This is a genomic window from Promicromonospora noduliphila, assembly GCF_056951025.1.
Genome location: NZ_CM167806.1, coordinates 4,338,854 through 4,358,167 on the forward strand (window position 1 = coordinate 4,338,854; position 19,314 = coordinate 4,358,167).

The following is a 19,314-nucleotide window of genomic DNA, read 5'->3' on the forward strand; positions in this document are numbered from 1 at the left end:
TTGTGCCGCTCCGGGGCAGCACCGGCTGAGCAGGCGGGTCGCCTGCCCTGGTGAATGCCTTACCGGTTCGCGTCATGACATCAATCTATCGCACACGTGTTCGACTCGCTCGACGAAACAACCCACATCTGCCAAGAGCAGAACGGGCGAACTTACTCCCAGACTGCCCGCTGGCCTCGCGCCAAGCGGTCGGCCGTCGCAACCCAAGCCACACCTCAAGACAAGGCCCATCTCGGCTGCCTTGCCCTCACCAATACCGACGACGCTGCGGAGAGGCGACGGCAGACCCCGCCTCTCCGCAGCCGGCTCACATGTCCCTGCAATGACCGCAGAGCGGCCAGCCGTTGGTCCCACCGCGCCGGTTGCGCGGAGGAATCTGCTGCCCACTGGGGCAGTTGTCGTGAACGTGGTGCACGTCGGGGTCGGACGGGTTGGTCGAGTGGTAGGGCGCGACTCGCATGACAGGCTCCTTTGCCTCGATTGCGTGAACAAGGAAGGTGCATTCCGAAACTAGGTCGCGGTGCATGGCGCCTTCCCACTTCTCGCCCTCAGATCACCCTGAAGTCACCTCAGCGCGACCGCGTCCCACGCCTCGCCAGCTCCACCACCCACCGCGCCCGCTCCACCATCGCCACGTCGAGGAAAGTCCCGTCCTCCAGCGCCACGGCACCGACGCCCTGCGTCGCGGCAGCACCGACCCGCGCCAGCACCTCCCGCGCCGCGGCGACCTCCTCGGCCGACGGCAGGAAGGCCGCGCGGATCGTGTCGAGCTGCCCGGGGTGGATCGCCGTCCGCCCGCTGAAGCCGAGCGCGCGGCCCACCCGGCACGACGCCGCCAGCCCATCCAGGTCGCGCACGTTCGTGTACGCCGACATCACCGGCGGCACCAGCCCCGCCGCCCGCGCGGCGACCACCACACGGCTTCGCGCCCAGAGCAGCCCGTCGTCGGCGTCGACCCGCAGGTCGGAGCGCAGGTCCGCCTCCCCCAACCCGATCGAGGCGACCTGCGGCGACGCCGTCGCCAGCTCGAAAGCGCGCTCGACACCGAGCGCCGACTCGACCAGCAGGTGCAGCGCCCGCCCCGGCAGCGCCGCGGCAAGCGCCCGCACCTCCTCGACCGTCTCCACCTTGGGGATCCGCGCACCGACGGCGGACGGCAGTTCCGCGAGCATCGCGACGTCGGCGGCGTGCCACGGCGTGCTGCCGTGATTGATCCGCACTTGCACGATTCCAGCGGCCAGGTGCCCGAGCGCCTCACCGGTCGAACCCCGGAAGGCCCCAGCAGCCGAATCTCGGAGAGCCCCCACGTCCACACTCTCGAAGGACCCAGCGGCCCGACCAGCAGTCAGTTCACCGGCCGAGCCGGCATCCCCGCCGTCGGACAAACCCGCGAGAAGCCGCGCCACGTTCTCGCGCGCCTCCCCCTTGCGCGACGGCGCGACGGCGTCCTCCAGGTCCACCAGCACGGCGTCCGCCGCGGAGGACAGGGCCTTGGCCACCCGGTCGGGCCGGTCGGCCGGCACGTACAGCAGCGTCAGCAGCGGACCGCCCGGCCCCGCGGCCCCTCCGGCGCGCGCCGCACTACCTAGCGCACGCCCCGCTCCGGCACCCGTCCCACGGCCCGTCATACCGCCCCCTCCCCCCGCAGCTCCGCCACCCGCTCCGGCGAGAACCCCAACTCCCCCAACACCTCATCCGTGTCCGCACCGTGCTCCCGCCCCGTGAACTGGATGACGCCGTCGTGCTCCGAGAGCCGGAACAGCGGCCCCTGCATCAGCATCGGCCCGAGCTCCGGGTCATCGATCTCGTGGATGGTCCCGAGCGCCCGGAACTGGGGGTCCTCGACGATGTCCCGCGCGTCGTACACCGGCGCGACCGCGGCCTGTGCCTCCTCGAACGCGGCCACCACTTCCGCCCGCGTGTGACGCCCAATCCATCCGCCCACGGCGGAGTCCAGCTCGTCGGCGTGCCGCGCCCGGTCGACGCCGCGCGCGAACCACGGCTCGTCCACCAGCTCGGGCCGCCCCACCAGCCGCATCACTCGCTCGGCGATCGACTGCGCCGACGTCGACACCGCCACCCAGTGCCCGTCGCTGGTGCGGTAGGTGTTGCGCGGCGCGTTGTTGCTGGATCGGTTGCCCGTGCGGGGCTGCACGGTGCGGAGCTGGTCCCAGCGCGTGATCTGGGGCCCGAGCATCGCGAGGATCGGCTCCACGATCGCGGTGTCCACGACCTGCCCGCGGCCGGTGCGCTCACGCGCCGACAGCGCGGCCATGATCGCGAACGCGGTGGCGAGCGACGCGACGCCGTCGGCAAGGCCGAAGGGCGGCAGGGTGGGCGGGCCGTCGGGTTCGCCGGTCATCGCCGCGAACCCGCTCATCGCCTCGGCGAGCGTGCCGAATCCCGGGCGCGTGCGGTACGGCCCGGTCTGGCCGAAGCCCGAGACCCGGGCCAGCACGAGGCGCGGGTTGCGCGCCGACAGCTCCTCGTAGCCGAGGCCCCAGCGTTCGAGCGTGCCGGGCCGGAAGTTCTCGATCACCACGTCCGCGCGCTCCGCGAGCGCCAGGAACACCTCGCGCCCGCCCGGCGAGCCGAGGTTCGCGGTGACGGCGCGCTTGTTGCGCCCCAGCGTCTTCCACCAGAGGTTGACGCCGTCCTTCGCGGCCCCGTGCGTGCGCGACGGGTCGGGCTTGGCCGGATGCTCCACCTTGACGACGTCGGCCCCGAGGTCACCCAGGTGCATCGCCGCCATCGGCCCCGCGAACAGCGTGGACGCGTCCACGACGCGCAGGCCCGCCAGGGCGCCGTCGGCCGGGTCGCGTGAGACCGTCACGGCGTCACCTCCGGGCCGACGGCGGCGTCCGCGGCCAGGTCCCACGCGCACCGGAACCCGACGGACGCGCTCCGGGCCAGCCCGAGCCCCGGGAGCAGCAGCTTCACCGAGTAGTCCGGCGCGTGCCGCCCGCCCTCGACGTACCACTCGGAGCCCTCCGCGCGGTAGTCGCCGCCGCCCTTGAGCATCACGAACCGCGTGCGGCCATCGCTGTGCTCGCTCTCGGTCCAGTTCCACACGGCGGGCCCCGGCCGACCGGGCCCGAACGCTGCCGGACGCGCCTCGCCCGCGAGCTGCCACTCGTCCTCGGTGGGCAGCCGTCCGCCGCGCCAGGCGCAGTACGCGCGGGCGTCGTCGAGGTCGACGAACGTCACGGGCTCCCCCTCCGTGCCGACGGCGGGGCGGCCGTCGGCCCAGTGCGCGAGGAACCGGTGCGCCTCGCGCGGGGCGTAGCCGGTCGCATCGAGGAACTCCGCGAACTGCGCGTTGGTCACCTCGGCCGTCGCGACCGCGACCGGCGCGGCGAGCACGCCGTCGCGCTGGAGCGTCCGCGCGTCGTGCAGGCGCGGGGCGAGCGGCTTCCACTCGTCCACGTACGGTGCGCCCTGGTACATCCCGGTCTCCCGCGCGCGGTAGCGCACGGTCAGCACGTAGGGGCCTTGGGGGAGGACGACGACGTCGGAGTCCCCGGGTGCACCCGTCAGCCCTGAACTGTCAGATGCGTGGGCCGCCTCCGTGGCCGGTGTATCTGACGGGTTGGCCGACGGCGTGGTCGACGATGCCGTCGGGCCACCGCGGCGCGCGAGCCGGTGCGGAAACCGTGCGTCGGCGTCGTGGGGTAGGTCCGCGAGGGTCCTGAGCATGCTCGGCAGCCACGCTGGCTCCTCAGCGCCGGCCGCCACGTGCAGGAGCGCGGCGATGCCTCGGCCGGGGACGACGACGTCCGCCGCACTCGGCGCGCCAGACCCGCCGGCCGCACCAGACCCGCCAGACCTGTCAGCCACGGTCACCCCGGTGACCTGTTCGTCCGACACATCGCCAGAACGAGACCCCGTAAGTGCGATCAGCCGGCCGGCCGCCCGTTCCGGCGCATCCGCCGCCAACACCGGCCCCCCGTAGTCCGTCTCGCCCCGGTTCACCAGCGTCCACAGCGTCACTCCGTCCAGCTCCCACCGCGACGCGTACACCCCCGCGGCCTCGGCCTCGTCGGCCAGCGGGGCCAGGGGCGTCCACGCGCCGTCGAGCAGCAGGTCGCCGACGGCGCGCTGGACCGTCACCATCCGCCGCACGGTCGCGGCGTCGCGCCGGGACCACCCGACCCACGCCCCGAACACGACCTCCCACACCATGACGCCGACCCCGTTGAGCCACGCCGACTGCAGCTCCGCGGAGTGGTCGCGGTGCCAGCGCCGCACGTGGTGCTGCATGTGCCGCCGCTCGTACCAGTGCGCGCGCAGCACGCCGGGTACCGGCGAGTCGGCGAAGAACTGCGCCCACGACGACGAGTGGTCCTCGATCCGCTCGACCGGCAGCTTCGACTCGCCCTCCAGCACGATGCCGGGGCGCGCCTCCTCCAGCCGGGCGACCAGCTCGGGCTCGGCCTTCTTCAGGGTGTCCAGGAAGACGCCGTCCGCTCCGAGCTCCGCGACCACCGTCGCCAGCTCGGTGACGTCGTCGGCGCCGCGCCGCGTGCCGACGTCCCACGGGTTGTAGTCGACGAACACGTGCAGGCCCGCCGCGTGCAGCCGCTCCACCAGGCCGCCCAGGCCCGGGACGTCGCGGTAGAAGTCCCACTGGTTGCGGTCGTCCAGCCCGATCACCGGGTAGGCATGCCACAGCACGACGGCGTCGAGCCCGCCGAACCGCTCCGCCGCGTCCGCGAGGAACCGCTCCGGCGTGAAGCGACCCTCCTCGAACGAGTAGAGCAGCTCGTCCCAGAGCCAGACCTGCGCCACGGTGTGCGCCCGCGCCGCCCAGGCGGCCTCGGGCCGCGCGTAGGCGGCACCGGTGTAATTGTGGCGCTCGCGCGCGTCGGCCCGCCAGGCGCGCAGCATCTCGCGCCACGCCGGGCGGTCGGCCGGATCCGCCGGGCCGGCGAAGATCTTCGCCTCGTCCAGGGCCTCGCTCCGCTCCGCGCTCAGCGGCCCGACGGCGACCTCGGCCGGCCGGTCGATCGGGCGCGGGACGAGGGGGTCGAAGGTGTAGGTCATGCGGTCTCTCCTGCTTGCTCGGCCAGGTCCGACGGCGGCTTGGCCGGGTCCTCGATCCGTTCGGACGGCCCTTCGGCCAGGTTCTCGGCCGACGGCCCCTCGGCTTGGTCCGGGCGCCCCTCAGCCAGGTTCTTGGCCAACGCGGCGACGTCGGCGGCCGCCGGCACGGCATCCTGCGCGCCCGGCCGTGTGACCGCGAGCGCCCCGGCGGCCCCGGCCACACGGGCGGCGTCGGCCAGCCCGGTACCGCGGGCGAGGGCCGCGGCCAGCACGCCGCAGTACGTGTCACCTGCGCCGGTTGTGTCAACCACTCGGACGTGAGCGGCGGGCACCCGAACGCTCGGCCGACCGCGTTGCGCCACGAGGCTGCCCTGGGCACCGAGCGTCACGACGACGGCGGGCACGCGCTCCAGCAGCACGTTCGCGAGGTGCTCGGGGGTCGCGGCCTCAGGCGACGGGGCCTCGGACGCGCCGCTGCCCGCGCCACCGGCACCCGCTGCAGCACGGTCCCCGCCGCCATCCGCCGCACCGTCGTCTGCACCACCAGCGCTCGCCGCGTCATCGCCCCCAACCGCACCAGACCCCGCCAGTCCCCTCACCAGGTCCGCCGCCTCATGCTCGTTCACCACCAGCACGTCGATCTGCCCCCACAGCTCCTCCGTCAACTCCCGCGACGGCGCCGCGTTGAGCACAAAGAGCGCCCCCTCCCGCCGCGCCCGCGCCGCGGCCACCACGGCGTCGAGCGGGATCTCGAGCTGCGCGAGGACGACGTCGGCGGCCGCGATCCGGCGGGCCTGCGGCGCCCCGATGCGCACGCACGAGTTGGCCCCCGGCGCCACGACTATGGTGTTCTCACCGTCGGGCGAGACGGTGATCAGGGCGGTGCCGGTCGGGTTCTCGACCCGGTCGACGGTGTCGGTCCGCACGCCGGCGCCGTCCAGCGAGGCGAGCAGCAGTTCGGCCGACTCGTCCCGGCCGAGCGCGCCCACGAACGTCGTCTCGGCGCCCCCGGCCCGCGCCGCGGCGACCGCCTGGTTGGCGCCCTTGCCGCCCGGCGTGCGACGCAGGTCGCCGCCGAGGATCGTCTCGCCGCCCGCGGGGTGCCTGGGCACGTCGACCACGAGGTCGACGTTCGCCGACCCGACGACCACCACGCGTCCCGTGCTCATGCCCCAGCCTCCGTCCCGGACGCGCCGGCCGCGACCGCCAGCGCGACGGTCCGCGTCACGAGGTCGGCGATGCGCTGCTCCCCGCCCGGCAGGGAGGTCGCGATCCGGCCGTCCAGCGGCGCGGTCCACTGCTCCCCGATACCGTCGGCACCGCGCAGCGCCCCCACCACCCCGCCCACGGTCGCGGCCGCCGAGTCGGTGTCCCACCCGGCGGTGACCGCTATCGAGACCGAGGGCCCGAACTCGCCCCGGCCCGCGCTCAGCGCGAAGGCGATGACCGCCGCGTTGTTCAGCACGTGCACCCAGTGCAGGTGCCCGTATTCGGCGTGGATCCGGTCCAGCCCGGCCCGCACGCCGGCCTCGCTCCCGTCGCAGTCCCGGCCCAGGGCGCGGCCCAGACGCACCGCGGCGGCCAGCCGGCTCCCCGGCGGCACGACGGCGTCCGCGGCGTCGAGCACCCGCTCCACGCCGTCGGCCACCATCGCCGCTGCGGCGAGCGCCGCCGCCCACGCCGCCCCGTACACCCCGTTGCGGGTGTGGCTGAGCCGCGCGTCGGCCCAGGCGAGCCGGGCCGCCCCGCGCACGTCGCCGGGCGAGACCCAGCCGAGCACGTCGGTCCGGATCAGGGCCCCGATCCACTCCCGGAACGGGTTGTGGTGCGTCGCGGTCTCGGCCCGCGCGTCCAGGATGTTCCGGTACGCGGCGCGCTCGGCCGTGAAGGTGCGCCCGGCGGGCAGGCTGTCGAGCCAGAGCTGCGCGACGTCGTCGGTGGTGAACCCGCGGCCGTGCCGCTCAAGGAGCGTGAGGGCGAGGATCGGGTAGTTGAGGTCGTCGTCCTCCGGCATCCCGTCGATGTTCTCCTCCAGCGACGTCGGCGCCGACCGGCGGTTCCACGGCCAGCGCTGCGCGACGTCGTCGGGCAGGCCCACGGCCGTGAAGTACCGGCGCAGCGGCCAGCGGCCGGTCGCGCGGAGGATCTCCTCGATACCCTCGCGCGGGATCTTCTCCACGGGCTTGCCGAGCAGGCAGCCCGCGGCGCGGCCGGTCCAGGCGCCGGCCACCCGGGCCGCGTACGCCGCCTCCGGGTCGGGGTCGGCCGGACGGCGCGGCAGGTCGGGCGCGGGCGGCAGCAGGGCCTCCGTCCCCACCCAGGTATCGGGCTCGCCGGGCGCCGACGGCGCGGGCCGCGCCGCCAGCTCGTCCAGCAGCTCACGGGCCAGCGCGCGAAGCTCAGGCGACGCCGGAACCGGCCCGGCCCCGCTCACCGCCGCCGTCGGATCGCCGCCCGCCGCCACCCAGCGGTCGCGCACGTCCGCGACGTCCTTGCCCTCGTGAGCCGACTGCACCAGCTCGTGCGCGAGCAGGTCCTCCGGCTGGGCCCAGGTCAGCCTCACGCGGACTCACCCGCCGGCACCGGGGCGACGGCGTCCAGGGCCGCGAGCCGGGCGAGCGCCCGCTCCCGGTCGGCGCGCAGGATGTCGGTCGCCGCGCCCGCCATGAGCCGCCCGGTCTCCCGGACGTCCATCTTGCTGGCCGCCTCGACCTGGTCGAGCCATTCGGTGGGCACGACGGCGCTCCCGCCGAGCCCCGCGGCGATCGCCCCCGCCATCACGGCTATCGAGTCGGCGTCGCGCCCGTAGTTCACGGCGGCCAGCACGGCGCCACGGTAGTCGCCGCGGTGCCCGAGCAGGAGCCCCAGCGCTACGGGCAGCTCCTCGATGGACTTGGTGCGCGAGGGGCGGCGCGCGTCCAGCGACATCTGCCGGTACTCCGGGCCCACCGAGTCGTAGGGGGCCACCACCTCGCGCACGAGGCGCGCGAGCCGGCGCTCCTCGTCGTCGTTCACCGGCGCCGCCGGCCAGCCGGAGACCGCGTCGACGACGGCGCGCAGCGCAGCGGCCGTCCCGTCGTGCGCGACGTCGAGCGCCGCGGCGACCACGCCGTCGAGCGTGGCGCCGGGGGCGACGGACGCCGCGACCATCGCCGCGAACACGCCCGCCGCCTCCCGGCCGTAGCTCGACTGGTGCGCGCCGGTCAGGTCGATCGCCTCCGCGTAGGCGGCCCGCGGGTCACCCGCGTTCACCAGCCCGACCGGCGGGATGTACATGGCGGCCCCGCAGTTGACGACGTTGCCGACGCCCGCCTCGCGCGGGTCGACGTGGCCGTAGTGCAGCCTGGTGACCAGCCACTTCTCCGCGAGGAACACACGCTGGAGCAGCAGCGCCGTCGACTCCAGCTCGGGGATCCAGCGCGGCTCGCCGATCATGAGCGGCACCAGGTCCTCGGCCATCGCGTACGCGTCGAGGTGCGCGCGCCGCTTCGCGTACACCTCGACCAGCGCCCTGGTCATGAGGGTGTCGTCGGTGATGTGCCCGTCGCCCTTGTGGTAGGGCGCGATGGGGCGCGCGTCCTGCCAGTTCGGGTACCAGGGCCCGACGACGCCGCGGACGCGGCCCCCGTGCCGGTCCTCGATCTGCTCGGGCGTCCAGCCCTCGGTGGCGCCGCCGAGGGCATCCCCCACGGCGGCCCCGGTGATCACGGCCACCGACCGGTCCTCCAACCAGCTCACGCTACGCTCCCTCGTCGTTCCGTCGTCACTGCGGGATCTGTCACTGCGTGATCTCGTCCCAGCCGCTCGTGAGCTGCTCGGCGAGCTCCGACTCGTCGGTCTCCTCCGCGAGGTACCGCTGGTAGGCCGGCGTCGCCACCGTGTCCTTCCACTGCGCGTAGGAGTCGGCGAACAGGTACGGGGCCGAGACGAAGTTCTGGCCTCCGGCCAGGATCGTGCTCCAGCCGTTCTCGTCGGCCAGCTTCTCCGTCAGGGCCTCCTGCGCCGACGTCGTCGCCGGGATCAGCGCGTCCGCCTCGTTGAGCGCCGCGAGGTGCTCCGTCTGCGTGAAGAACTCGATGAACTCGGCCGACTCCTCGACGTGCTCGGAGTCGATGTTGACCGACAGCGTCTGCGGGTTGGCGGCCTGCTGCGGACCCTCCGGGCCGGCCAGCGGCGGCAGCGCCACCCAGTCGAAGCCCTCGGGGGCGTCCTTGGCGATGTTCGCGGCCTGGTAGGAGCCCTGCACGGTCATCGCCGTCTGCCCGGCGTAGAACGACGCGATGGCCTCGGAACCCGACTGCGTCATGGTCACGGGCAGGATCGACTCGTCCTCGTACGCCATCTGGTGCACCAGCTCGGGCAGGGCCATCTCGCCCTCGCCGATGGTCAGCGTGGCGCCCTCGCCCGTACCCTCCAGGTAGGTGCCGCCGAACCCGGGGGCCAGTGACATGAACGCCGCCGTCGGACTGGACAGACCCCAGCCGAGGCCGTAGACGTCGCCCTTCGTGGTGGCCTGCGCGATCTCGCGCAGCTCGTCCCACGTCATGGTGTCGCCGGTCGGGATCTGGACGCCGGCGTCCTCCAGGAGCGTGCGGTTGGCGAAGACCACGTACGACTGCAGCTCGGTCGGGTAGGCGATCACCTGGTCGTCGACGGTGACCGAGTCGAGGATGCCCTCGGGGATGTCGGCACGGCGCTCCTGGGACATGAGGTCGGTGAGGTCCGCGAGGTAGCCGTCGCGGGCGAAGGACACGATGCTCGCGGCCTCGTAGTGGATGATGTCGGGCGCGGCGCCCCCGTTGAACTGGGTGATGAGCTTGTCGTAGACGCCGTCCCAGCCGGCCGGGACGATCTCGACCTGGACGTCGGGGTTGGCCTCGTTCCAGTCGGCGACGATCGACTCGGTCGCCGCGATGGCAGCGGGCTGGTCGGACAGGGCCTGGAACTTGAGGGTCACCGGGCCGTCGTCACCGGAGTCCCCGCTCCCGCAGGCGGCGAGCAGCAGGGTGGTGGTCGTGAGGCATGCGGCGATGAACACTCCACGAGACTTCATGGATCTACCTTTCCGATGGATGTGGGCGGTCATCCCTTGACCGCCCCGGCCATGAGGCCGCCGGTGAGCTTCTTCTGCATGATCGAGAAGAAGACGATGCTGGGGATCGCCGCAAGCACGGAGCCGGCGGCGAGCGGGCCGAGCGCGACCTTGCCCTCGCCGCCGATGAACGTCGACAGCGTGATGGGCAGGGTGTAGTTCTCGGGCGACTGGAGCAGCACGAGCGCGAAGAAGAACTCGTTCCACGACGAGACGAAGCTGAACATCGCCGTGGCGACGACGCCGGGCGCGAGCAGCGGGAAGACGATCCGGCGCAGCACCACCAGGCGGCTGCCGCCGTCCATCGCCCCCGCCTCCTCCAGGTCCACGGGGATGGCGGCGACGTAGCCCTGCAGCATCCACAGCGCGAACGGCAGCGTGTACGTGGTGTGCACGAGGATCAGTCCAACGAGGCTGTCGGTGAGCCCGATGGTGCGCAGCACCAGGAACAGGGGCAGCACCACGAGGATCACGGGGAACACCTGGCTCACCAGGATCCAGCCGACGCCGGCCGCGCGGATCGCCCCCTTGAGCCGCGCCAGCACGTAGGACGCGGGCAGCGCGATCAGGATGACCAGGGCCGTGGACGCCAGCGCGACGATCGCGCTGTTCGCCGCCGACGGCACCAGGCCCTGCCGGGCGAGCGCCTCGGCGTAGTTCGCCCAGTGCCACTCCTGCGGCAGCAGGCTCACGACGAGCGAGTTGAGCTCCGCGGACGACTTCACCGACGCCGAGATGAGCCACAGCAGCGGGAAGCCGAGGAAGAGGATGTAGGCGGCCAGCGCCACGTACTGGGCGGGGCGGACGAGTGCGCGCATCGGCTCAGCCCTTCTTCTCGGCGCGGTCGTCGCGAAGCTGCGACCGCAGGTAGAGGGCGAGGAGCGCGACGACCACCACGACCAGCACGACGCCCATCGCGGCCGCGTACCCGATGTTGCGGTTCTTGAACGCCTCCAGGTACGTGAACAGCATCGGCAGCATGGTGCGGCCCCCTGGCCCGCCCTCGGTCAGCACGTAGACCAGGGAGAACGAGTTGAAGTTCCAGATGAAGTTGAGCGACGTGATCGACGCGACGATGGGCCGAAGGCTCGGCAGCGTGACGGCGGTGAACCGCCGCCACGCCCCTGCGCCGTCCATGGCGGCGGCCTCGTGCAGCTCGCCGGGGATCTGCTGCAGCCCGGCGAGCAGCGTCACCGTGGTCTGCGGCATGCCCACCCAGACACCGACGACGATGACGGCGGGCAGCGCCGTGGCGAAGTCGGCGAGCCAGTTGACGTCGTCCGGCAGACCCAGCGAGCCGAGGAACGCGTTGAGCGGCCCCGCGTTGGGCGAGTAGATCATCCGCCACATGATCGCGACGACGACGGGCGGCATCGCCCACGGGATCAGCGCCAGCACGCGCGTGAGCCCCTGTAGCCGCAGCCCTGAGTTGAGCAGCAGCGCGAGCCCGAGGGCGGCCACGAGCTGGAGCACGGTCACCGCGACGGCCCACACCATGCCGATACGGAACGAGTCCCAGAAGAACGAGTTGCCCGCCAGCCGCACGAAGTTGTCGACGCCCACGAACTGGTAGTCGGGACGGCGGACGAGCTCCGCGTCGGTGAACGCCAGGAGCACGCCCATCAGCAGCGGCGCCACCGACAGCACGAGGATCGGCAGCAGGGACGGCATCACGAGCGCGGCGGCCTCGCGCCGTCGGGCACGGTCCAGGCCGCTCGGGGCGCGGGCCGCCAAGCGCGGCCGGGACGGGGTGTCGACGGTCATCGTGCGTTCTTCTCCTTCGCAGCGGGCGGGCCGACGGCGCCGTCGGCCGCGTGCGGGGCCGTGGACTCACGCACGACGAGGTGCGGTCCGATGGCGATCTGCTGGGCGGGCTCCACGCCGTCGCCGACCCGGTCCAGGACGAGCCGGGCCGCCGCGCGACCACGCTCGGCCGAGCCGAGCGAGACGCTGGTCAGGCTCGGCTGGAAGACGCGGCCGATCTCGGTGTCGTCCATGCCGGTGACGGCGAGCGCGCCGGGCACCGACAGCCCGAGCTCGCCGGCGGCCCGGATGACGCCGATCGCGAGCAGGTCGTTCGCGGCCACGACGGCGTCGAACGGGGCGGCCGCGGGGGTGCGGGAGAGCAGGCGGCGGGCGGCGTCGAGGCCGGCGGCGACGGTGAAGTCCTCGGCCCGCTCGGTCTCGGCGTGGTCCCCGGCGAACGCGGGCCCGCTGGTCGCGGCGTCGAAACCGCGCTGGCGGGCGGCGCCCGGCGTGGTGTCGAGGGGACCGTTGACGAACCCGATCCGGCGTCGGCCGATCTCCACGAGGTGGGCGACCGCCTGGCCGAGCCCCGCTGCCGAGTCCGTGGAGACGGAGTCGATGCCGTGCTGGTCCAGCGAGCGGCCGATCACGACGACGGGCACGGGCGCCTGCTTGATGGCGTCCACGAGCGCGTCGTCGGTGCGCAGCGGGCTGACGATCAGGCCGTCCACGAACCCGCTGCCCAGGCTGCGGACCAGGTCCACCGTGGAGGCGACGGTGTGGCCAGTCGACATGACGACCACGCGGTACCCGTGCGGCGCCAGCACCTCGTGGATAGCGGTGAGCATCTCGACGTAGACCGGGTTGCCGATGTCGGCGACCGCGAACGCGACCTGGAAGGTCCGCTTCATCCGCAGCGACCGGCCGATCGCGTCCGGGCTGTAGCCGAGCTCCTCGGCCGCGGCGCGGACTCTTTCGACCATCGCTGAGCTGGCGCCGGTGCCGTGCAGCGCCCGCGACGTGGAGGCGAGCGACACCCCGGCACGCTCGGCCACCTGGATGAGGGTGGCGCGTGATGACGACACTGTCGCTCCACTTCGTCGTGAGGTCTTGGGGCATCTGGAAACGTTTCCAGCTCGGCGCCATGGGCGAACTGGAAACGTTTCCTGTGATGCCGGCCAGTGTTGCACCGCGCCGGACAAGGCGTCAAGCGACCCAGGCCCGCCGATGCGGGCTCTACCCAGCGATTGGGCCCAAAATCAACGTCGATTCCGGGCCCAATGGCTGGGTAGAAGCGCACATCCGGTCAGGCGCCAGTCGGCGTCGTCGCCGGGGCGGTGCGGTGGCGGGAGCGGTAGGCCGAGACCTTGACCCGGTTGCCGCAGGTGCGCATGGCGCACCACTCGCGCCGGTGGCCGCGGGAGCGGTCCAGGTAGACCTGGGTGCACTCGGGGCGGCCGCACTCGCGCAGCAGCGCGGCGTCGGGGCCGCCGAGGATCTCGACGGCCTCGCGCGCGACGGCCGCGAGCCCCTGCGCGGCCGTACCGGTGCGGCGGGTGACGGCGGCGCCGACGTCGCCTGCCTGGTCGAGGCCCAGCGCGACGACGACGGGCGGCTCCGCGGCGTGCCGGTTCAGCACGGCGACGGCCGCCGCGAGTGCATCGGGGTCGGCGGGCGCGGCGGGCGCCTCCGGAGCGCCGGGGTCGGCGAGGGCCGCGAGGGCGGCGCGACCGCCGAGCCGTTCTTCGACGAGCGCGTAGATCGACTCGCGCAGCTCCACGGCTGCCGCCAGGTCGGCCTCGTCGGCGCGCGGGGCGGCGTCGAACATGCCCGACTCGACGAACCAGTCGTCGAGGAGCTCGGGCGTGCCGAGCTTCTCGGTGGGGACCGGGTTGCGGCGGGCGCGCAGCGTGCCGAGGAAGTCGAGCGCGAGCGTGCCGCAGGGGAAGGCGTGGTTCACGTAACCATTCTGACCGGTGACCAGTGTGACGCACAAGCCTCGTAACCAGTTTGACGGGTTACACGACCTGTGCCACAGTTCCTGCCATCGCAGTAACCACTCAAGGTGGTTACATCAGCATCCAGGATCGGAGAGCACCATGAAGCTCAAGCTCGAGGTAGTCGTCCTGCCCGTCTCGGACGTGGACCGCGCCAAGGCCTTCTACGCGGGCCTCGGCTGGCGGCACGACGCCGACTTCACCACCGAGCGCGGCCTGCGTGTCGTGCAGCTCACGCCGCCCGGCTCGGCCGCGTCGATCATCTTCGGCGAGCACCTCACCGACGCCGCCCCGGGGTCGGTGCGCGGTCTGCACCTCGTGGTGACGGACATCGCCGCGGCGCGCGCGGAGCTCGCCGAGCGGGGCGCTGACATCAGCGAGGTCTGGCACGACGAGGACGGCGTCTTCCACTGGGCCGGCACGGCGCACCGTGTCCCCGGCCCGCATCCCGAGCACACGAGCTACGCCTCGTTCGCGTCGTTCGCCGACCCCGACGGCAACGAGTGGGTGCTCCAGCAGGTCGTCGACCGCCTCCCCGGTCGCTGAACCCACCGGGCCCGGCGGAGACCGACATGGGGACGCACGAGGAGACCACGATGGAGCCACGGTCCGGCGAGATCCTGCTCGACCTGCTCAAGCAGGCCGCCGCCGCGCACGGCGTGCACGAGAAGGAAGACCTGGGCGGTGTGTACGACGAGGACTGGCCGCAGTGGTACGCCGCGCACATGGCCCGCACCCTCGCGGAACAGGGGTACCGCATAGTTCCCGCCGCCGACGCACCCGCCGCCGGCTCGCCCGCAGGAGGCCGTGATGAGCCTGTTTGATCGCCTCGCGCGTCGTCGGTCCGGCCAGTCCGAGCGGACGGCGCCGGCGGACGCCGTCGGTGCCCACGCGCTGGACCGCTATGAGCGAATGCTCGCATCGGCCCCGCCGGCTGCTGTCGAGGGGGTGCACGCCGAGGCGTTCGCGCGGTTGAGCCCCGAGCAGCGTGACGCCGTCTTCGAGCAGCTCACCGCTGCCGCGAGCGCCGACGAGCGCCCCGCCGACGCCTCCGCGGCGGCGCTGGCCCGGTCTGTATCCCGTGCCGAGTCACGCCGGCCCGGCACGCTCGCGAGGCTGCTCGGCACGGACCCGGCCGGAACCGATCCGACCGGCACCGCGCTCGACGCCGCCGTCGGCACCGCGATTCTCGGCACGGTGGCGGCCTACGCCGCGTCGTCGGCGCTCTGGGACGCGTGGGCCGCTGAGGGCGACGAGGAACCACCCACCTACGGGAGCGGGATCGGCGACTTCAACTTCTGATCACGGGCGCTGGCCATGATCGCAGGGGGTTGGCCAAAGGTCCGCCGTGAGAACGGCTTGAGGCACCGGCTCGGGCCAAATTCGGTGCCTAAGACCGTTCTCGAGGCGGACCTTCCTCCCCGCGCTGCGCCTATCGACTAGCTCAGGCGCTGAGCCGCCTGTATCGCTGGAGGCGGGCGAAGCCGGCGGCGTCCGGTCCGGCGGACGGCGTCAGCGCCCGGTCCAGCCGTTTCCGCACCTGCTCGACGTCGAGGTGCATGCCGATCGCCACGAGCTCGCCGGCCGTACCGCCGGCACTGCCGACCCCCAGCGATCCGCCGACCCCGGGCGCCCCGCCGACCCTGGGCACGCCACCCGTCCCTCGCCCACCACTCATCACATGCACCGAACGCCCCACGACGTTGACGACGTAACCCCGCAGGCTCCGCCCGGTGTCGACCACGACGCGCCCCTTGATCCGGTACGCACCGGCAGGCGGATCCTCCAGCAGGTCGACCAGCCGCCCGGGGCTGACCGGCCCGGGCGCAGCCACCGTGACGGCGTCCGCATGCTCGTGGTCGTGCTGGCGGCCGTCGCGCAGGAGGGCGGCCAGCGGGAGCTCGTCGGGCGGGTCCTCGGCGGACGCGGCGTCGTAGACCAGCGCCGGGTCGACGCGCCCGTGCGAGGTGCGCACCACCTGCGCCGCCGGGTTCCGCGAGCGCACCCGCGCCTCGATCCGCGCGAGCGTCGCCTCGCGCTCGCCGTCCAGCAGGCGGTCGGTCTTGTTCACGACGACGAGCGACGTCACCGAGTACCGCGCGGGTGGCTCGCCCCCGTGGTCGACGGTGCCGAAATGCTCGACGGCGTCGACGACGTCGACCACTCCCCCGGGCCGCACCCGCTCGACCCCGCTGAACCGGATCAGCCGGGACAGCGTCACCGGGTCGGCGATGCCGCTGGCCTCGACGATCACGACGTCCAGCCCCAGCCGCGGGTGGGTGAGCCTGTCGAGCGCTGCGTCGAGGCCGCCGGCGTCGGGCAGACAGCACAGGCAGCCGCCCGCGATCGACGCCGGCTCGTCGATCTGGCCGGTGACGAGGCCCGCGTCGACGTTGACGTCGCCGAAGTCGTTGACCACCACGCCCACCCGCGCGCCGGGCTGCTGCAGCAGGTGGTTGAGCAGGGTCGTCTTGCCGGCACCGAGGTGCCCGGTCAGCGTCACCACGGGGACGCGCCCGCTCGCGCTCATCGCGCCTCCTCCGGTTCGCTCGTGGTCCGACGGCGACCTCGGCCCGCCGCGATCAGATGATAACCATTCTCAAGAAGCTCGGAGTGTCTCAACCCCTTGTCTCAACCCCTTGTCGCCCCGAACCGGACCGTGTAGACCAGGCACCGACGTGTCAGACGTGCAGGTCACAGAGGGCTTCGACGGGAGATGCGGGATGCGGGCAGTCGTCTACGACGAGTACGGGCCACCGGACGTGCTGCGGGTCGAGGAGCTGCCCGTCCCGACCCCGGGTCCGGACCAGGTGCTGGTCGAGGTCCTTGCGACGTCGATCAACCTCTCGGACTGGGAGACCCTGCACGGGACGCCGCTCTACGCACGGTTCGGCGGGATGCGCGGGCCCAGCCGCCGGGTGCTGGGCTCTGACATCGCCGGGCGGGTCACCGCCGTCGGCGCGGAGGTCACCCGGTTCCGGCCCGGCGACGCCGTGTACGGCGACAACCTCACGCTGCTGGGCGGGTTCGCCGAGCAGGCCGTCGCGCCCGAGTCGGCGCTCGCGCACAAGCCCGCGGGGCTGACGTTCGCCCAGGCCTCGACGCTGCCGCAGGCGGCAGCGATCGCGCTCCAGGGCACCGCCGCCGCGGGCCCGGGAAGCCGCGTGCTGATCAACGGCGCCGGCGGCGGCTCGGGCTCCTTCGCGATCCAGCTCGCCAAGCGCACCGGCGCCCACGTGACCGGCGTCGACAACGCGGACAAGCTCGACTGGATGCGCTCCCTCGGGGCCGACCGCGTGATCGACTACCGCACCGAGGACTTCACCCGGACCGGTCCGTACGACCTGGTGCTCGACCTCGTCGCCCACCGGTCCGTGTTCGCCTACCACCGCGCGCTGGCGCGGCGCGGCCGCTATCTGTGCGTCGGCGGGCCGGTGCGGACGCTGCTGGAGATCCTCTCCCTCGGCACCGTCACCGGCCTGCTGACCGGCCGCCGGATCGGCATCCTCGTGGTGCGACTGGGCCCCAAGCACTTCGAGCCGCTCGCCGACCGGTGCCTGGCCGGGCAGGTGGACATCCACATCGACCGCACGTACCCGCTGGAGGAGGTGCCCCAGGCGCTGGCCTTCCACGGCGAGGGCCACGCCCTGGGCAAGGTGGTCATCGACGTCACCGGGCGCGCGCACGAGTCGTGAGCGGGGCGGTCAGCGCTCGGGCCGCCGCCCCACCGCCCAGCGGAAGGCGTTCATGAGCCGGTAGCTGCCGTCCGGCCTGCGGTACGGCGCGGCGGCATCGAGCACCACGGGCGCGAGGTCGGCGACCGTCGGGGCGGCCTCGCCGAAGAGGATCCCGCGCACCAGGTCGCCGTCGCCGCGCGCGGTCCACGGCACGGGCACCACGCCGTCGCCGAGCACGTCCCAGCCGGCGCCGCGCAGCACGTCGGCGAGCCCGCCCTCCAGGCGCAGCGGGCCGTCCTCGGGCGGCTCCTCGCCGTCGGCCTCGGCGAGCGCGCTGTTGATCGCGTCCAGGTCGTTCCGCGTCCGGTCGGCCCACCCGGCGAGGCCGACGGCGCCGCCCGGCACCAGCACGCGGCCCGCCTCGGCCAGCGCGCGCTCCTGGTCCTCGGCGAACTGGAAGGCGTTGACGGCGAGCAGCGCGTCGAAGACGCCGTCGTCGAACGGGAGCCGCTCGAAGTCGCCGCGCCGCACGTCGGCGCCGACGGCGCGCGCCCGGGCTAGCTCGACCATGCGGGACGCCGGGTCCACGCCGCTGGGCCGGGCGCCGCGGTCCTGGAGGTGCTCGATCAGCTCGCCGCTACCGCAGCCGACGTCGAGCACCCGCGTGCCGCGCCCGATCCGCGCGGTGCGCAGCAGCGGCTCCCACACGGGCCGCGCGAAGGTGCCCCAGTACCGTCCCCAGTCGTCGGCGACGGCCGACCAGGGATCCTCCGCGCTCGTCGCCATGCCGCGACAGTAGCGGACCTGCGCCGTCGGCTCAGCGCAGCTCCTGCGCGAGGTCCCGGAGCGCCGCGACCACCGCCTCCACGCCGGCGGTGCGCTCCGGGCGGGTCACGGCGACCGCGGCCCGGCCGAGCCAGGCGGGGTCGGCCACGCGCACCGTGACGACGTCGGCGGGCAGGCCCCCGGCGCCGATCTCGGGCACGGTGGTGATGCCCAGCCCTGCGGCGACCAGGCCGAGGCGCGCGTGCCACTCGCGGACCGCATAGGCGACGCGCGGCTGGAGCAGGGTGGGCCAGGCGCCGAACTGCGGGTCGCCGCGCAGGCCCTTGCCGACCACCCAGTTCTCGTCGGCGAGTTCCGTCACGGACACCTGCGCGCGTCCGGCGAAGCGGTGGTCCTGCGCCACCGCCACGAGCGACCGGCCGTCCACGAGGTGGTCGCGGCGCAGCCCGGTCAGGTCGTAGGCGGGCAGGTCGGCGCCCATGCCGATGACGGCGACGTCGAGGCGGCCCGCCCTGAGCTGGCGGAGCTGGGCGGGCGTCGAGGCCTCCTGGAGGTCGACCGTCAGGCCCGGGTGCCGCCGTCGGACCGCCGCGACCGCGCGGGGCGCGAGGACCCACGTCGCCGTGGGGAACGCGCCGAGGACCACGCGGCCGGCGAGCCGGTCGCCCAGGCCCGCGAGGTCCGTGCCCACGGCGTCGATCTCGGTCAGCGCGGCCGCCGCGCGGCGTGCCACCGCGCCGCCGGCCGGGGTGGACGCCACGCCGCGCGCACCGCGCACGAACAGCGGCACGCCCGCCGCGGCCTCTGCCGCGGCCACCTGGCGCGAGACGGCGGACTGCGTGTACCCGAGCAGGTCGGCCGCCGCGGTGAACGAGCCGGTGGCGACGACGGCGTGCACGACCCGCAGCGCCGTCACGGTGAGCTCAGCCATGCGCCCATCATGAGCCATGCGGTCACGTCATGTCTCGCGTGC

General features: G+C 73.8%; 18 protein-coding genes. 4 read left to right on the forward strand and 14 right to left on the reverse strand.

All coding sequences use genetic code 11. The features are described from left to right. Positions 1-569 precede the first annotated feature (569 nt). From AC0QU1_RS19035 to AC0QU1_RS19085, 11 genes are all read right to left on the reverse strand, one after another. Entirely contained in the window at positions 570-1,628 is a 1,059-nt protein-coding gene (locus AC0QU1_RS19035; protein WP_483571543.1) for an HpcH/HpaI aldolase/citrate lyase family protein, read from the reverse strand. Next, the gene (locus AC0QU1_RS19040; protein WP_483571545.1) at positions 1,625-2,833 is read right to left on the reverse strand and encodes a CaiB/BaiF CoA transferase family protein; all 1,209 of its coding nucleotides are present in this window, start codon (positions 2,831-2,833) and stop codon (positions 1,625-1,627) included. Before AC0QU1_RS19040 ends, AC0QU1_RS19035 begins: the two co-directional genes overlap by 4 nt. Next, positions 2,830-5,043 (reverse strand): SUMF1/EgtB/PvdO family nonheme iron enzyme, encoded by a 2,214-nt coding sequence (locus AC0QU1_RS19045; RefSeq protein WP_483571547.1) that lies wholly within the window; start codon positions 5,041-5,043, stop codon positions 2,830-2,832. The genes AC0QU1_RS19040 and AC0QU1_RS19045 overlap by 4 nt, the downstream gene beginning before the upstream one ends. Beyond that, the gene (locus AC0QU1_RS19050; RefSeq protein WP_483571549.1) at positions 5,040-6,212 is read right to left on the reverse strand and encodes a ribokinase; all 1,173 of its coding nucleotides are present in this window, start codon (positions 6,210-6,212) and stop codon (positions 5,040-5,042) included. Before AC0QU1_RS19050 ends, AC0QU1_RS19045 begins: the two co-directional genes overlap by 4 nt. After that, positions 6,209-7,606, reverse strand: a complete 1,398-nt coding sequence (locus AC0QU1_RS19055; RefSeq protein ID WP_483571551.1) for an ADP-ribosylglycohydrolase family protein — start codon at positions 7,604-7,606, stop codon at positions 6,209-6,211. The genes AC0QU1_RS19050 and AC0QU1_RS19055 overlap by 4 nt, the downstream gene beginning before the upstream one ends. Then, a complete protein-coding gene (locus AC0QU1_RS19060) occupies positions 7,603-8,781 on the reverse strand; it encodes an ADP-ribosylglycohydrolase family protein (RefSeq protein ID WP_483571553.1) in 1,179 nt (392 codons plus the stop codon). The genes AC0QU1_RS19055 and AC0QU1_RS19060 overlap by 4 nt, the downstream gene beginning before the upstream one ends. A gap of 40 nt (positions 8,782-8,821) precedes the next feature. Further along, positions 8,822-10,096: an ABC transporter substrate-binding protein gene (locus AC0QU1_RS19065; protein WP_483571555.1), complete on the reverse strand. Its 1,275-nt coding sequence runs from the start codon at positions 10,094-10,096 to the stop codon at positions 8,822-8,824. A 29-nt stretch (positions 10,097-10,125) separates the two neighbouring features. Beyond that, entirely contained in the window at positions 10,126-10,953 is an 828-nt protein-coding gene (locus tag AC0QU1_RS19070; RefSeq protein WP_483571557.1) for a carbohydrate ABC transporter permease, read from the reverse strand. Between the two features lie 4 nt (positions 10,954-10,957). Next, positions 10,958-11,899 (reverse strand): carbohydrate ABC transporter permease, encoded by a 942-nt coding sequence (locus AC0QU1_RS19075; protein WP_483571558.1) that lies wholly within the window; start codon positions 11,897-11,899, stop codon positions 10,958-10,960. Then, entirely contained in the window at positions 11,896-12,966 is a 1,071-nt protein-coding gene (locus AC0QU1_RS19080) for a LacI family DNA-binding transcriptional regulator (protein WP_483571560.1), read from the reverse strand. Before AC0QU1_RS19080 ends, AC0QU1_RS19075 begins: the two co-directional genes overlap by 4 nt. A 221-nt stretch (positions 12,967-13,187) precedes the next feature. Further along, a complete protein-coding gene (locus AC0QU1_RS19085; protein ID WP_483571562.1) occupies positions 13,188-13,841 on the reverse strand; it encodes a CGNR zinc finger domain-containing protein in 654 nt (217 codons plus the stop codon). A gap of 139 nt (positions 13,842-13,980) precedes the next feature. Here AC0QU1_RS19085 and AC0QU1_RS19090 point away from each other — a divergent pair, with 139 nt between their 5' ends. The 3 genes from AC0QU1_RS19090 to AC0QU1_RS19100 are packed head-to-tail and all read left to right on the forward strand — an operon-like array spanning position 13,981 to position 15,180. After that, the gene (locus tag AC0QU1_RS19090) at positions 13,981-14,424 is read left to right on the forward strand and encodes a VOC family protein (protein ID WP_483571564.1); all 444 of its coding nucleotides are present in this window, start codon (positions 13,981-13,983) and stop codon (positions 14,422-14,424) included. A 26-nt stretch (positions 14,425-14,450) separates the two neighbouring features. Next, positions 14,451-14,702: a hypothetical protein gene (locus AC0QU1_RS19095; RefSeq protein ID WP_483571566.1), complete on the forward strand. Its 252-nt coding sequence runs from the start codon at positions 14,451-14,453 to the stop codon at positions 14,700-14,702. Further along, positions 14,689-15,180, forward strand: a complete 492-nt coding sequence (locus AC0QU1_RS19100) for a hypothetical protein (RefSeq protein WP_483571568.1) — start codon at positions 14,689-14,691, stop codon at positions 15,178-15,180. Before AC0QU1_RS19095 ends, AC0QU1_RS19100 begins: the two co-directional genes overlap by 14 nt. 142 nt (positions 15,181-15,322) lie before the next feature. Here the strand turns inward: AC0QU1_RS19100 and AC0QU1_RS19105 are convergent, their stop codons facing one another. After that, positions 15,323-16,408 carry a CobW family GTP-binding protein gene (locus AC0QU1_RS19105; protein ID WP_483571570.1) on the reverse strand — a complete coding sequence of 362 codons (1,086 nt, stop codon included), beginning with the start codon at positions 16,406-16,408 and terminating at the stop codon, positions 15,323-15,325. A gap of 193 nt (positions 16,409-16,601) precedes the next feature. On the opposite strand from AC0QU1_RS19105, the gene AC0QU1_RS19110 reads away from it, so the two are divergent. Beyond that, on the forward strand, positions 16,602-17,573 hold the full coding sequence (locus AC0QU1_RS19110) for an NAD(P)-dependent alcohol dehydrogenase (RefSeq protein WP_483571572.1): 972 nt from the start codon (positions 16,602-16,604) through the stop codon (positions 17,571-17,573). Between the two features lie 9 nt (positions 17,574-17,582). On the opposite strand, the gene AC0QU1_RS19115 is transcribed toward AC0QU1_RS19110, so the two are convergent. Further along, complete coding sequence (locus tag AC0QU1_RS19115) at positions 17,583-18,341, reverse strand: class I SAM-dependent methyltransferase (protein WP_483571574.1); 759 nt, start codon at positions 18,339-18,341, stop codon at positions 17,583-17,585. Positions 18,342-18,372: 31 nt separating this feature from the next. Then, positions 18,373-19,272: a LysR family transcriptional regulator gene (locus tag AC0QU1_RS19120; RefSeq protein WP_483571575.1), complete on the reverse strand. Its 900-nt coding sequence runs from the start codon at positions 19,270-19,272 to the stop codon at positions 18,373-18,375. Between the last annotated feature and the right edge of the window lie 42 nt (positions 19,273-19,314).